The sequence below is a fragment of the Cryobacterium sp. TMT2-14 genome (genome assembly GCF_004402465.1).
Classification (GTDB): Bacteria; Actinomycetota; Actinomycetes; order Actinomycetales; family Microbacteriaceae; genus Cryobacterium; species Cryobacterium sandaracinum.
In genome coordinates, this window is sequence record NZ_SOFV01000010.1 from 35,992 (window position 1) to 50,674 (window position 14,683).

Annotated in this window: 11 protein-coding genes; 5 read left to right on the forward strand and 6 right to left on the reverse strand. The window is 71.4% G+C overall.

Annotated features, from left to right (window positions below; translation table 11 throughout):
• The first annotated feature begins 65 nt into the window (after nucleotides 1-65).
• A complete protein-coding gene (locus E3O28_RS04830; RefSeq protein WP_104099917.1) occupies nucleotides 66-503 on the forward strand; it encodes an Lrp/AsnC family transcriptional regulator in 438 nt (145 codons plus the stop codon).
• Between the two features lie 62 nt (nucleotides 504-565).
• Here E3O28_RS04830 and E3O28_RS04835 read toward each other — a convergent pair whose 3' ends face one another.
• From E3O28_RS04835 to E3O28_RS04855, 5 genes are all read right to left on the reverse strand, one after another.
• A complete protein-coding gene (locus E3O28_RS04835; protein ID WP_174720184.1) occupies nucleotides 566-1,339 on the reverse strand; it encodes an ABC transporter permease in 774 nt (257 codons plus the stop codon).
• A 146-nt stretch (nucleotides 1,340-1,485) separates the two neighbouring features.
• The gene (locus tag E3O28_RS04840; protein ID WP_134415332.1) at nucleotides 1,486-2,454 is read right to left on the reverse strand and encodes an NAD-dependent epimerase/dehydratase family protein; all 969 of its coding nucleotides are present in this window, start codon (nucleotides 2,452-2,454) and stop codon (nucleotides 1,486-1,488) included.
• A gap of 103 nt (nucleotides 2,455-2,557) precedes the next feature.
• Complete coding sequence (locus tag E3O28_RS04845; protein ID WP_241973018.1) at nucleotides 2,558-5,371, reverse strand: alpha/beta fold hydrolase; 2,814 nt, start codon at nucleotides 5,369-5,371, stop codon at nucleotides 2,558-2,560.
• On the reverse strand, nucleotides 5,368-6,390 hold the full coding sequence (locus E3O28_RS04850) for a 3-oxoacyl-ACP synthase III (protein ID WP_104099919.1): 1,023 nt from the start codon (nucleotides 6,388-6,390) through the stop codon (nucleotides 5,368-5,370). The genes E3O28_RS04845 and E3O28_RS04850 overlap by 4 nt, the downstream gene beginning before the upstream one ends.
• 173 nt (nucleotides 6,391-6,563) lie before the next feature.
• Entirely contained in the window at nucleotides 6,564-10,184 is a 3,621-nt protein-coding gene (locus tag E3O28_RS04855) for a bifunctional proline dehydrogenase/L-glutamate gamma-semialdehyde dehydrogenase (protein ID WP_134415333.1), read from the reverse strand.
• Nucleotides 10,185-10,325: 141 nt separating this feature from the next.
• On the opposite strand from E3O28_RS04855, the gene E3O28_RS04860 reads away from it, so the two are divergent.
• From E3O28_RS04860 to E3O28_RS04870, 4 genes are all read left to right on the forward strand, one after another.
• The gene (locus E3O28_RS04860) at nucleotides 10,326-11,240 is read left to right on the forward strand and encodes a LysR family transcriptional regulator (protein WP_104099920.1); all 915 of its coding nucleotides are present in this window, start codon (nucleotides 10,326-10,328) and stop codon (nucleotides 11,238-11,240) included.
• Nucleotides 11,241-11,312: 72 nt separating this feature from the next.
• Nucleotides 11,313-11,471: a hypothetical protein gene (locus tag E3O28_RS16240; protein WP_166784746.1), complete on the forward strand. Its 159-nt coding sequence runs from the start codon at nucleotides 11,313-11,315 to the stop codon at nucleotides 11,469-11,471.
• A 71-nt stretch (nucleotides 11,472-11,542) separates the two neighbouring features.
• Entirely contained in the window at nucleotides 11,543-13,165 is a 1,623-nt protein-coding gene (locus tag E3O28_RS04865; RefSeq protein WP_134415334.1) for an NAD(P)-binding protein, read from the forward strand.
• Nucleotides 13,166-13,264: 99 nt separating this feature from the next.
• Complete coding sequence (locus tag E3O28_RS04870; RefSeq protein WP_104170044.1) at nucleotides 13,265-13,777, forward strand: hypothetical protein; 513 nt, start codon at nucleotides 13,265-13,267, stop codon at nucleotides 13,775-13,777.
• Nucleotides 13,778-14,030: 253 nt separating this feature from the next.
• On the opposite strand, the gene E3O28_RS04875 is transcribed toward E3O28_RS04870, so the two are convergent.
• Complete coding sequence (locus tag E3O28_RS04875; protein WP_104099923.1) at nucleotides 14,031-14,594, reverse strand: thioesterase family protein; 564 nt, start codon at nucleotides 14,592-14,594, stop codon at nucleotides 14,031-14,033.
• Nucleotides 14,595-14,683: the final 89 nt, after the last annotated feature.

Here is a 14,683-nt window from a genome sequence, read left to right on the forward strand (position 1 = left end):
TATCGGGCGCGGGTTTTCTGCGTTAATGCGTGCGCCAGCGCAACGATGCCCCCTAGACTCTCGGCATGGACAACCTCGACCGTGGCATTCTCGACCTGCTCCGCCAGAACGCCCGGGCGGGATACGGCGATATCGGCTCGGTCGTCGGACTCTCGGCGTCGGCCGTGAAACGCCGGGTCGACCGGCTCGTGGCCGACCGCGTCATCCGCGGTTTCACCATCCAGGTGGATCCGGCCATCGACGGCATGAGCACCGAGGCCTACGTCGAGCTGTTCTGCCGCGGCACCGTGGCGCCCGAGGAATTACTGCGCATCCTGTCCGGGGTGCCAGAGGTCGTGGACGCCGGAACCGTCACGGGCAGCGCCGACGCCATCGTGCACATCCGGGCCCGGGACATCCCCGGTCTGGAGGCGGCGCTGGAAAAGGTGCGTTTGGCACCCAACGTGGACCACACCCGCAGCGCGATCGTGCTCTCCCGGCTGATTCACCGCTCCGCCGAGTAGCCGCCCGGCTCCCAGCAGGATCGGACCGGCCGGCGCCGAGGACATCAGCGCGGCGCGTGTCGCTAGCCCGGCACCGGGACGGGGCGCCGGGTCACGGGGGCCAGCAGGTGGATCAGGGCGACCGCCGCGATCGATCCGGCGCAGAGGATGCCGGCAAGCACCACGATCTGGAACCGCCCTGCCTCGAGCGGCGAGGCTCCACCGAAAATCGCTCCCACGAAGGCTCCGGGCAGCGTGACCAGCCCGGTGGTCTTCGTCTGGTCGGTCGAGGGGATCAGGGCGAAGTACACCGCGCGGCAGGCCAGTTCTCGGGTGGACTGGCGCGGGGTGGCGCCGAGGGCCAGCCAGCCCTCGACCTCCTCCCAGTGCTCGGTCACGCCCTCGGTGAAGCGCCGGCCGGAGAGCGTGGCGATCGACATGGCGTTGCCGATGATGATGCCGCCGAACGACAACACGTAGCGCGGCGTGAACTCGAGCGCGCCGGTGCCGAAGACCACGAGGAGGGTGACCATCACGCCCAGGCCCATCGAGGCGGCCACCCAGGCCGCGTGCCGCCGGGTGGCGCCGATCCGGCGGGTGACCGTGCCGACCGCAGCGGTGAACATGACCGCCAGACCCACGCCGACCCAGAACGGGTCGGAGATGATGCCGCTGAGGATCAGGCTGATCGCGGCGAGCTGCAGGGCGCCGCGCAGCACGGCGAGGGCCGGTGCGAACGGATGCGGCACCCGGTAGCCGCGCAGCACCAGCGTGACGATCGCGATGAGCAGCGCGATCCCGAGCAGGGTCGGCGCCAGTCCGGCCAGCTGGGCGGGGAGGTCGCGGGGCCAGGTCACGTGACGAGCCTAGCGAGCCGCCGCGCCCGGCAGGCCCCGGTGATCGGAATCCGTCAACGACTGGGCTCCGTCAGCGCGCGGAAGGGGCGCTGGCGATCGCACGGACGGCCCTGGGCATCCGTTGAGGCCGCCAGTGCCCGAGAAAGCTAGCCGTCGTACGAGGCGGCGAGGCGGCGGAAGCCCTCATCGAGGCTCACCGCGGGCGTCCACCGCAGCTCGGACCGGGTGCGGCGCTGGTCGAACCAGTGCGCGGTCGAGAGCTGCTCGGCCAGGAACCGGGTCATCGGCGGCTCGTCGGCGCCCGGACGGATGCGCCAGGCCGCCTCGATCAGCGCCCCCGCACCGCGGGCAACCCCGGCCGGGACCCGCCAGGCCGGCGCCGGCACGCCGGCGGCCCGGCACATGCCCGCGAGCAGTTCGGCGACCGGCCGCGGCTCCCCGTTCGTGATCACGTAGGAGCGGCCGTGCACGGCGTCGGCCTGATCGAGGGCTGCCGCGATGGCCGTGGCGGCGTTGTCGATGTAGGTGGTGTCGATCAGGGCGGCGCCGTGGCCGAGCAGCGGCAGGCGTCCGGCGCGGGCACGCTCGACGATCCGGGCCACGAGCTGGGTGTCTCCCGGGCCCCAGACCAGGTGCGGCCGCACGGCGACCACGCGCAGGGCGGCCGAATCCGCGGCGAGGGCGACCAGTTCGGCCTCGGCCTTGGTGCGGGCGTAGGGACCGCGGGCTTCGGCCGGGTCGGCCGGCTCGGCGTCGCTGCCGACAATGGATGCCCCGGTGTGGGCGACCGAGGGCGACGACACGAAGACGAAGCGGGAGGCTCCGGCATCCGCGGCCGCGGCCAGCAGGGTGCGCGTGCCGCCCACGTTCACGGCGGCGAACTCGGCCGGGCTGCCGGCCAGGGACACCTTGGCGGCCAGGTGCACGACCGCGTCCATTCCGGTGACGGCGCGCCGGGCCTCGGCGGGCGCGGTGACCGAGCCGAGTAGGTCGGTCACGCCGGGCACGCCCGACGGGCGCCGCTGGAAGGCTCGCACCTCGTGTCCGGCGGCCGCGATCTCGGCCGCGACGGCCCGGCCGAGGAAGCCGCTGGCCCCGGTGACAAGCACCCTCACGGCAGCACCGTCGGCGAAAATGTGCTGCGCGGGTGCTGCGTCGCTGCGCGCGTGGCGTGCCGGCAGCGGAGGGGCGCAGCCTGCGCGTGACGCGAGAGGCGCCTCACGGGCGGGTCATCCGCGCGCCGGATAGGATGCCGCCGGCCCAGCGCCCCAGCCGGGTGCGGTCGATCTTCGAGTTGTGACGGATGTCCGTGGGCAGGTGCGGCACGACCAGCACCGCGGCCAGCGGCAGCCCCGCGACGGCACGCACGGCGGCGGCCAGCCCGGGGTCGGCCAGCGCGACCCGGCGGGTCGGCGTGCGGGTCTCGACCACGGCGACCACCTGCTGGGTGCCGGTCGGCCCAACCCCGACGACGGCGGCCCGGGCCACCGCTGCGACGGACTCGATGCGCTGCTCGGGACCGACCGGGGTCACGACGCCGGTCGCCGTCGTGATCACATGCGGCAGGCGCCCTTCCACCCAGAGGCGTCCGGCGTCGTCGAAGTGCCCGACGTCGCCCGTGCGGTGCCAGCGTTCACCGGGCACGGCGCCGCTGCGGGCGGCCCGGTCGGTCAGCCACAGGCGGTCGTAGTGGTCCTCGACGTGCGGCGCGGAGACCACGATCTCGCCGGTGACCCCGGCGGCCTCCGACAGCTCGCCGGTGGCGTGCCCCTCGGCGTCGAGGGCGCTCGTGCGGATGCGCGTGGTCGCCGTCGCGCGGCCGACGCAGACCCCGCCGGGGCCGGCCGGGGCATCCGTCGCCGTCGCGGCAGAGGACAAGGCAGACGGCGAGACCCCCGGCGTGGTCGCCGTGGCCATCGCCTCGCGGATGCCGTCGAGCGAGATGTCGGCCATCAGCAGCCCCTCGGTCATGCCGTAGGGCGTGTGCGCGGAGGCCGACGGCATCAGCCGGGCCGCGGCCGCGAGCAGTGGCTCGGAGACGGGGGCACCAGCGGAGAGAAAGCTCGACACGCCGGCGAGGCTGACATGGTCGGCGGCGGTCAGGCTGCCGGCGGTGGCCACGACGTTGGCCAGCGCGGCCGGCGACAGGAATACCACGGTCGCGTCGATGGCGGCGACCGCGGCGGCGACGGATGCGGCGGTCAGGGTCTTCGGCTTCGTCACGTCCATGTCCGGGGTCACCGAGCGGGCGCCGAGGGCCGGGCCGAGCAGCGCGAACGGGGCGAAGCCGGCCACCAGGCCGGTGCCGCGGCCCACGCCGTACTGCGCGAACAGCGCGTGGCTGACCGCGGCGAGCTGGCCGTGCGTGTAGACGACGCCCTTGGCCGGCCCGGTCGAGCCGGAGGTGAACAGCACGGCGGCAGTGTCTCCGGGTTCCGGCGGCGGCGGAAGCTGCTCGTCCCCGCCGAGCGCGATCAGCTCGGCGAGGGTGGCGGAGATGTCGAGGGCGCGCATGGCGGCGCGGGGAAACCGCGCCACGGAGATCTTCTGGCCGGGCCAGTCGAGGGCCCGGGCGGCGAGCAGCCCGGGGGCGGCGCCGATCACGTGGTCGGGGCGCGCGCCGCGCACGGCGCGGGTCAGCCCGAGTAGGCCGAGGCCGGCATCCGCGACCACCACGACCGCGCCGATCCGCACGCAGGCGTAGAGCACCGCGGTCAGGTCGGCGCCGGGTGGAACGAGCAGCGAGACCCGGTCGCCTTTCCGCACGCCGATACGATCGAGGCCGCAGGCGAGCTGCCGCACCCGCCGGGAGAGCAGGCGCCAGCTGACGACGCGGGGTGCGCCGCCCCCGGGCGGGGCCATGTCGATCAGCGCGGTCTCGTCGCTGTTCTGCAGTTCGTCCAGATAGTGCCAGAGCGGATGCCGCTCGCCGGCCGCCCAGCCGTCCACACCCTGTTCGACCGAAACGGCAACCTGAGGGGCAGCGGAGGAAGCGGCGGAGGCGGCAGCGGCGATTGCAGCGGCAGGCACCGCGCGGTCGCCGAGCCAGGTCAGGGCGGCCGCGGCGTAGTCGACGTCTTCCATGACGAGATGCCCGGCACCCTCGAAGCGATGCACGTCCGCGTGCGGCAGGCGGTCCACGAGGTCGTCGAGGTAGCGATCGCTGAAGATCGGGTCGGTCGGGCCCCAGAGCATCAGGGCCGGTACGGTCAGGTCGCGGATGCCGCCGGAGATGCGGGCGATTTCGGCCGCGCTTTCGTGTGCGCCATGCACCGGGATGTCGGCGACGAACGCGCCGATCCCGCCGCGGCGGGCCGCGCCGCGGTAGGGCGCGCGATACGCCTGCTTCACCGCGGCCGGAAGCGGCGGGTGCGCCAGTGCCAGTGTCGTCTCCAGAAACGCCGGCGTGGCCACAGTGCCGGAGCCGAGCACGCTGCTCCGCAGGGCCAGCCGCAGCGGGGCCGGCACCGGCGCATTGCTCGGCTGGTGCACGGCCGTGTTCAGCAGCATGACCCCGGCGAGCACGTCCGGGTGATCGACGGCCCAGCCGAGCGAGATCGACCCGCCCCAGTCGTGACCGAAGGTGACCACCGGGCCGGCCAGGCCGAGGGTGTCGGTGAGCTCGCCCAGGTCCCGCACGCGCGTGGCGAGCGGGCGCACCGCGCCGCTTCGCTCGGAGAAGCCCATCTCGAGCTGGTCGACGGCGATGACGCGCCAGGCCTCACCGCCGTGACAGGCCGCATCCGTCGCCGCCGTGACGAACTCGCGCCACAGGTAGGACCAGGTGGGGTTACCGTGCACGCAGAGCACCGTGCCCACGGGGGTGACGCCCAGCTCGGCGAGACGCTCCGCGTTGTCGAGCAGGTGCCAGGTGCGGGTGACCGGATGCCCGGAGGCGGTCGACACGACCGGCACCAGGCGCGAGAACGCGGCATCGAGCCCCGACAGGCCGGCCGGCGGCAGGGACGCGGGCGCCGGCGTCGCCGCGGCGCGCGGGAGACGGTAGGACACGGGGGCAGAGCCGCGCTTCACCAGGCGAGTTCCATCATGGCCGTGTTCAGGCCACTGCCGACGCCCATCAGCAGCACCCGGTCGCCGGTCCTGAGCCGCGCGGCTTCCTCGGCCAGGGTGATCGGGATCGACGCGGGCCCCACATTGCCGTACAGCGGGTAGGTGAGCGGCACCCGGCTGCGGTCCAGCCCGGTCGCCTTCACGATCGCGTCGGTGTGCACATCCGACACCTGGTGCAGGATGTACCGGTCCATGCCCGACCAGTTCCAGTCGCGTTTGGCCTCGGTCCAGGCCGAAACGACGAGCTCCATGCCGCCCTTGAGCAGCGCCTTGGCGTCGGTGAACATGCCGTCGACGCTACCGACGCAGAGGCCGTTGAACTCGGTGGCGGCGCGGGTCACGCCGCCGAGGATGCGGTGCCCCTCCGGATGCGCGTCGGCCCGACCGAGCACGGCCGCGGCCGCGCCGGAGCCGAGCGTCAGGCTCGCGAACTCGCTCATGAAGTCCTTGCGGTTGATGTCCGGGCGGCCGAGGCGCTCGATCGTGTTGGTCTGGATCTCGTCGGCGTCCTCCCCGTCGATGATCACGGCGTACTGCACCTGGCCGGAGTCGATCAGCTGTGCGGCCAGGGTCATGCCGTTGACGAAACCGAGGCAGGCGTTCGCGATGTCGAAGTTCGTGGCCGAGGAGGGCAGGCCGAGGCCGTGGTGGATGCGCACGGCCACCGAGGGCTCGAGGTGCTTGCGGGTCACCGAGGTGTTGATCATCAGGCCGACCTGGCCCGGCTGGATGCCGGCGGCGGCCAGGGCGCGAGTGCCGGCCGCGACGGCCGCGTCGTCGAAGGCCTGGCCGGGCGCCCAGTTACGGCGCTCGTGCACGCCCGCCACCCGCTGGAGCAGGCCGCTCGGCAGCTTCAGCCGTTTGAGGGCCGGCTGCAGGCGACGATCGATGTCCACCGAGGTCGTGACCTGCGGGGCGAGCTCGGTCGCCACCGACAGCAGGGCGACATTGCGGTGCGTCGTCGTTGCGTTACCGTCCAACTGTGGATCCCCTGTCGAATTGCAGCAGTGGTCAGCCGCGCCTCGATCATTGTGCACCAGAAGCCTGATCGTTGTCCGCACTCCTGCTGGTGCAGTCGACCGCAGACTGCGGCCACCAAAGGCCTATTTTAGCCTTGTGGTCGGCCGCCGTCGCACGGGACGCAGCCCGGCCCCTAGATGATCCCCTCGGAGAGTGTGCTCGGGTTGCCGAAGCGGTGCGCCGTGATCGAAATCGCCTGCTCGCGCAGGAACGGGAGCAGCTCGACCCGGCCGGCCTGGGTGACGGGGTGTGCGTACACCGCGATGTCCGGGCTGCCGCCGAGCGCGTGGGCCAGGCGGGAGGCCTCTGCCTGCGCCCCTGTCAGGCGGTCCCCGCCGATCAGGCGCACCCGGCTGGTGCGGATGCCACCGGCCTCGGCCCGCTGCAGCCATTCGTCGTCGCTCTCGACCGAGACCGCGATCTCGCGCTCGGCGAGCACGTTGCGCACCATCGGCGGCACCGGGATGGCGCTGGAGACCTCGAACGACGCCGTCGACAGGGTCGCGGCAATGATCACGCGCAGCAGGTCGGCGAGGGTGCCGGCCTCGGTCAGGCGCACGGTGACGGGCAGCGGGCGGTAGCGGAACAGGTTGCGTTCGAGACCGAGGTCTGAGACGTCCCTGACCGCGCCGAACTCGTCGCGCCAGGCCAGCGCGTCACTCAGCGCCGACCGGCGCAGCACGTCGAAGTCCGCGTAGTCGAGCACGGTCTGCGCCGCCTCTATCAGGGCGGTGACGGTTTGGTCGAGGCCGCGCAGGTGGAGCGTCGAGCTGTTGCGGCCGGCTTCGCTCACCCAGCTGCCGAACCCGTACAGGTAGTTCGGGCCGCCGGCCTTGGTGCCCGGTCCCACGGCCGAGCGCTTCCAGCCGCCGAAGGGCTGGCGCTGCACGATCGCGCCGGTGATGCCACGATTCACGTAGAGGTTGCCGGCCTCGATCGTGTCCAGCCATTCGGTCAGCTCGGCCGGGTCGAGCGAGTGCAGCCCCGAGGTGAGGCCGTAGTCGACCGCGTTCTGGAAACGGATGGCTTCCGCCAGGTCGCGGGCGTGCATCACTCCGAGCACGGGCCCGAAGAACTCGGTCAGGTGCACGTAGGAGCCGGGCAGCACCCCGGTGCGGATGCCCGGCGACCAGAGGGTGCCGGACTCGTCGAGCTGCTGGGGCTCGACCAGCCACTTTTCGCCGACGCCGAGCGTGGTGAGGGCGTGGCGCAGCTTGCCCTCGGCCGGCTCGATGATGGGGCCCATCTGGGTGACCGGGTCGGAGGGGCGGCCGACGCGCAGGGAGGTCGCGGCATCCGTCAACTGACTGATGAAGCGCTCCGATTTGGCGACCGATCCGACCAGGATGACCAGGCTCGCGGCCGAGCACTTCTGCCCGGCGTGCCCGAAGGCGCTTTTGATGACATCGGCGGCGGCGAGGTCGAGGTCGGCGGAGGGAGTGACGATGATGGCGTTCTTGCCGCTTGTCTCGGCCAGGAGGGGCAGGTCCTCGCGGAAGCTGCGGAACAGCTGCGCGGTCTCGTAGCCCCCGGTCAGGATGACGCGGTCGACGGCCGGGTGCGAGATCAGGCGGGTACCCAGTTCCCGGTCGGCGAGGTCCACGAGCACGAGCAGGTCGCGCGGCACGCCGGCTTCCCAGAGCGCCTCGACCATGACCGCGCCGGAACGCTGGGCGAGCTTGGCGGGCTTGACGATGACGCCGGAGCCGGCCGCGAGGGCGGCGAGCACGCCGCCGGCGGAGATGGCTACCGGGAAATTCCACGGCGGGGTGACCACGGTCAGCTTCGAGGGCACGAAGATCGCGCCCTGCACGGCGTCGAGGTCGCGGGCCCGTTCGGCGTAGTAGTGGGCGAAGTCGATCGCCTCGCTGACCTCGGGGTCACCCTCGGCGATGGTCTTACCGGTTTCGGCGGCCATCACCTCGATCAGGCGGTCGCGGTTCGCGGCGAGCGCGAGCCCGGCCCGGTGCAGCACTGCGGCGCGCTCCGCTCCGGTGCGCTGCCCCCAGGCGGCGCCGCAGGCCGCCGCGGCCTCAATCAGGCGGTCCAGCTCGGCCGGGTCGCTGACCCGGGCGTCACGGATGGCGTCCAGCCCGAGCGTGGAGGTCTCGACCCGGCTCAGGATGTGACGACCCCAGGCCCGGTTCGCGGGCAGGGACGGGTCTGTGTCGGGTTCGTTGTGGAAACCGAGGTGCGGCAGGCTCTCGACCGAGCCGCGGGTGAGCCCGAGCACGGCTGCGGTGAGCCCGACGCCGGACTCGTCGCCGAATTCATCCTCGTCATCGCCGGATTCGCTTGCGGGTACCTCGCCGCGGCCGGCTGCATCGAGCTGGGTGACCTGGGTACGGTCCTGGCGGCGGTTCGGCTGTGGGACGACCGCGTCGAGGCCCGCGAGAGAGGCCAGGAACCGCTCCTTCTCGCGGTCGAAGAGCTGCGGGGAACTCGTCAGCTCGAACACCGCCGACATGAAGTTGTCCTGGCTGGCGTTCTCCTCGAGGCGGCGGATCAGGTAGCTGATGGCCACGTCGAATTCGGCCGGGTTCACGACGGGCGTGTAGAGCAGGAGGCGGCCGACGTCGCGGCTCACGGCCTCGGCCTGGCTGGTGGCCATGCCCAGCAGCATCTCGAACTCGACCCGGTCGTCCACGCCGCGCTTTGTGGCCAGGAGGTGGGCCCAGGCCACGTCGAAGAGGTTGTGGCCGGCGACGCCGATCTTGACGGCATCCGTGTTCTGTGGGGTGAAGGCCCAGTCGAGCACGCGCTTGTAGTTCGTGTCACTGTCCTGCTTGGTGGAGTAGGTCGCCAGCGGCCAGTCGTGCACGGCCGAGTCGACGTGTTCCATGGCCAGGTTGGCGCCCTTGACGACGCGCACCTTGATCGGGGCTCCGCCCGCGGCCCGGCGGCCCTGCGCCCAGTGGGTAAGACCCTGCAGGGCCCCGAGGGCGTCGGGCAGATAGGCCTGCAGCACGATGCCGGCCTCCAAGTGCAGCAGCTGAGGCTGGTCGAGGATGCGCTCGAACACCGCGATGGTGAGGTCGAGGTCGCGGTACTCCTCCATGTCGAGGTTGATGAACTTGGCCCCGGTGGTGGAGCCGCCCCCGGTGGTCGAACCGCCCCCCGCCGCCAGCTCGTAGAGCGGGGTCAGGCGTTCGACGACGCGGTCGACGGCCTCGTCGAAGGACCACATCGACAGCTGGCTGGCGATGGAGGAGACCTTGATCGAGACGTAGTCCACGTCGTCGCGGGCCAGCAGGGCGCGGGTTCCCTCGAGGCGGCGCAGCGCCTCCTTCTCCCCGAGCACGGCCTCGCCGAGCAGGTTGATGTTGAGCCGGTTGCCGGACTCGCGCAGGTGGGCGATCGCCGGACCGAGCTTCTCGGGCGTGGCGTCCACGACCAGGTGCCCGACCATCTGGCGCAGCACCTTTCGCGCGGCGGGGATGACCACCCAGGGCACCACCGGGCCGAGCACGCCGCCGAGGCCGATGGCCGCGCGCAGGTAGGAGGGCAGGAAGCCGGGCGCCTGTTTCGCAACCTTCTGCAGGTTGTAGCCGGCGACCATGAGGTCTTCCGGGCGCATGACGCCGTCGACGAAGCCCACGGTGAAGTCGAGCCCGTTCGGGTCTTTCAGCACGCCGGCGAGGCGCTGGGCCGACAGGTCGGCGGGGATCGTGGCGCTCTCGGCGAGCCACTTCTGCACGAGGGCGACCACATCGGCGCTGAGATCGTGCTGCACGGATGGAGTGGAGTTGGTCATGGTCACGAGGCTAGTTCTTTCGTTCACGGCGGACGGCTGCTTTCAGTGTGAGGTTTCCGTTCCTTTAGCAAAAGCGAATCTTTATGATCGATATTGATTAGCATTTATGATCAGTATTGAGACGATCGAGGAGGGTGACGGATGCTGGATGTGCGCCGACTGCGTCTACTGCACGAGCTCAAGATCCGCGGCACCCTGGCGGGAGTCGCTGAGGCCCTCGCTTACAGCCCGTCCGCCGTGTCGCAGCAGCTTGCGCTACTGGAGAAAGAGGCCGGGGTTTCCCTGTTGCAGAAGGTCGGGCGCCGGGTGCGGCTCACCCCGCAGGCCGAGGTTCTGGTGCTGCACACGACCTACCTGCTCGAACGGCTGGAACTGGCCGAGGCGGAGATGACCGCGTCGCTGACGACCGTGTCCGGCACGGTGCGCGTGGCCCTGTTCCAGTCCGCGGCGCACGCCCTCATCCCTCAGGCCCTCACGTTGCTCGCCGAGGAGTTCCCCGAGCTGCGGGTCGAGGTCACCGAGCGCGAGCCGGAGCGCGGCCTGTTCGAGGTGTCTGCGCGCGATTTCGACCTCGTGCTCGCCGAACAGTATCCCGGGCACACCCGGGTGCACTGGCCTGACCTGGACCGTGTGAACCTGGCGACGGATGCGCTCCGGCTGGCCGTTCCGCCCTCGCGCGGCGGCCGCGCGGCGGCAGCGTCGCTCGCCGACGCCGCCGATCTGCCCTGGGTGATGGAGCCGGAGGGAACCGCCTCACGGCACTGGGCGACCCAGCTCTGCCGGTCGGCGGGATTCGAGCCCGACGTGAGGTTCGAGACGGCCGACCTGATCGCGCACATCCGCCTGATCGAATCCGGCAATGCCGTCGGCATCCTGCCGGACCTGATCTGGGCCGGGAAGATGCCGACCGTTCGCGGTGTCGAGCTGCCCGGCGGGCCGCTCCGCACCGTCTTCTCCTCGGCCCGGCGCTCGAGTGCCAGCCGACCGGGCGTGCTCGCCGTGCGCGACGCCCTGGCCCGCGCCGTGGAACTGGTCGCCGCCCCGGTGACAGGCTGACCTTCCCCGGCTTTGATCGTTGAACGGGCGCGTCCGGCGGCTCGCGTCGACACCCGTGAACGGAGCCCCACCATGACGAAGCCAACCGCTGTGCTCGCCTTCGCCGCCGTCGCCCTCGCGCTGGGCCTGACCGGATGCTCCACCGGCACCGACGGCTGCAACCGGCTCGTCGGCACCTGGTCGATGAGCGGCGACGCCGTCGAGCTCGGCACGCTCGAACGTGCCGACTGACCCGGCCGGGCGGGCAAGCTGCGCGGGCCCGACGCCCCGGGCTGGTCTCGGTTCCTGAGTAGTCTCGGTGCATGAGCGAACCCACACACGATGTCGTGATCATCGGCGGCGGACACAACGGCCTGACGGCCGCCGCCTATCTGGCCCTGGCCGGCAAAAGCGTTCTCCTGCTCGAGCAGGGCGAACACGTCGGAGGCGCGGCCATCTCCGCCCCGGCCTTCCCCGGCGTCGACGCGCGGCTCTCGCGCTACTCCTACCTGGTCAGCCTGCTGCCGCAGCGAATCATCGACGAACTCGGTCTCGAGATCGGGCTGGCCCGGCGCCGGTACTCCTCGTACACCCCCGATCCGGCCGACACCCGAACCGGACTCCTGGTCGACCGCGGCGACGAGCCGGCCACCCGCGCCAGCTTCGACCGGGTCGGCGCGGTCGCCGATTTTTCTGCCTGGAATGCCTTCTACCGTGACACGGAGAGCGTTGCCCGGGCGCTCTTCCCCACCGTCTGCGAGCCGCTGCCCACGCGCTCGGAGGCCAGGACCCTGCTCGGAGACGACATGCTTTGGGAGCAGTTCTTCGAGCGGCCGCTCGGCGGCGCGCTCCGTGATCGCTTCCAGAACGACCTCGTGCGCGGGGTGGTCGCCACCGACGGCCTGATCGGCACCTTCACGTCGCTGGACAGCGCGGAGCTCGACGCGAACCGCTGCTTCCTGTACCACGTCATCGGCAACGGGACCGGGGACTGGGACGTGCCGGTCGGCGGCATGGGCGCCGTCTCCGGCGAGCTGGAGAAGGCCGCCCGGCAGGCCGGCGCCCGGATCGTGACGGAGGCCGAGGTCACCGGCGTCACGCCGGAGGGTGAGGTGAGCTACCGGCACGGCGGCGCCCTGCGGGTCGTTCAGGGCCGGCACGTGCTCGCCAACGTCGCCCCGTGGGTGCTGCGGGGTCTCCTCGGCGAGGCCGCGCCGGCATCCGTGCGCCCCGACGTCGAGCCGGGTGCCGGCCCGAGTGCCGGGCCGAGCGCGGGGCCCGACGCCAAACCGGAGGGCGCGCAGGTCAAGGTGAACCTGCTGCTCCGCCGACTGCCGCTGCTGCGCGACGAGGACGTGTCCCCCGAGGCCGCGTTCGGCGGCACCTTCCACATCAACGAGACCCTGACCCAGCTGGAGAGCGCCTACGACCAGGCCGACCACGACGGCTTCCCCGAGCTGCTGCCCTGCGAGATCTACTGCCACTCGCTCAGCGACCCGAGCATCCTCTCCCCCGAGCTCGTCGCCGCCGGCGCGCAGACCCTCACGGTGTTCGCGCTGCACGCCCCGCACCGCTGGCTCACCGAGGAGAACAACGACGTCAGCCGCGACCGGCTGCAAGCCGCCGTTCTGGCGTCGCTGAATTCCGTTCTGGCCGAACCCATCGAGGACCTCTTGCTGAGCGATGCCGCCGGCCGGCCCTGCATCGAGACGAAGACCACGCTCGACCTGGAGCACGCCCTCAACCTCCCCGGCGGCAACATCTTCCACGGTCCTCTGGAATGGCCGTTCCTCGAGGACGACGCGCCGCGATCCACCGCGGCCGAGCGTTGGGGGGTGGCGACGGAGCATCCGCGGATTCTGATCTGTGGGGCGGGCGCCAGACGCGGCGGCGGCGTCAGCGGCATCGGCGGTCACAATGCGGCGATGGCGGTGCTCGAGGGGTAGGCGCCGGGTCCCGGCCGGAGGGCGTGGCTGTTGATCCCCGCCCGGAGAAGGGCATAGTTTTGTACTGAGGCCCGTGCCTCACTCACCGTGGAGGTTCGCATGTCATTCAAGCCAACCGGACGCCTTGCCTATCGCGAAGACGGTCTGTACCTCATGCTCGACCGGCTCTTCAGCGCGTCGAAGGACGACGTCTGGGCGAGCGTGAGCCGGTCCGCCGGTCTCCAGGGCTGGATCGGAACCTACACGGGCGCTCCCGAGACCGGCGCCGTGCGATTCAAATTGGACGAAGCGGATGCCGAGTGGGAGTACGTGAGCATTATCAAGTGCATCCCGCCGAAGCGGTTCACCGCCGACATCGGCGAGGGTGCCGCCGCCCGGCACGTGATTCTGCACCTCGTCGAGGGGGCGGGGATGACCACCCTCACCTTCGGCCAGCGCCTGCACTCCGCCGCGGAGGCCGCCACCGTCGGCCCGTTCTGGGACTACTACTTCGACCGTCTCGTTGCGGCGCGCACCGGCCAGCCGATACCCGCCCGGACCCACTACAAGCCCCACGTCGAGTACTACAGTGAGCTCATCCCGCCCAAGAAGGCCACCGAACCCACCGTCTAGTCCTGATCGATTGGTTGTGTCGCTCGCGGAGGATCAGAGCTGATCGCCCCGCGTGGACGCTGGTCAGCACAGGCGCCACGTTAGGCCCGGCGTCGAACCAATTCGACGGAGATTCTCGGGCAAAACTGCATTTCCGTACTGTTTCGGGTTGATTCGGGCAGAATCTCCGTCGAATTCGTTCGGGCTACGGGCGAGGGTGCCGCAGGACCCCGGGCTCGGCTGACACGGCAGACACGGCGCGTGGCGCTCCCACTCAGGTCCAGTGGCTGGGGGCGGCGGCGCGGGTGGCGGGCATCGCGACATCCGCGCTCCACTCGAGCAGCCAGGCCGGCACCGTCACGTCCTCCGGCACCGCGCCCACGGCGTCGACGAGCTCGTCGATGCCCACGACCCCTCCGCTGCGCTTCAGGAACCGTCCGCGGATGAAGCCCTGCGCATAGATCTCCGGGGTGCCGTCGGCGTCCGGCCGCACGAACCGCTGCTCCACGTAGACGGCCTTCTCGTCGAAGCCCAGGATGCGCGACTCCACCGTGAACTTCTGGCCGAGGGTCAGCGACTTGCGGAAGCTAATCGTCTCCGACACCACCACCGGGTACCAGCCGCGCTTCAGGAAGATCGCCCAGATGCCGGTACGGTGCAGCATGTCGAAGCGGGCGATGTCCATGATCGACAGGTATACGCCGTTGTTCATATGCCGAAGGATGTCCTGGTCGGTCGGCAAAGTGATGAACCGGGTGCTGGCCACGTCGTAGTGGCCCAGGCGCGGGCCGAAGCGGGAGAGGACGGAGTGCAGGAGGGTGCGCCAGAGCATGTGCATCTTGAGAGGCTAGCCACCGGCGGTGCCGGGGCGCATTCTGCTGCCGCGAGCCACAAGCATCCGGGCCCGCACGACCGGAACCTGCACGA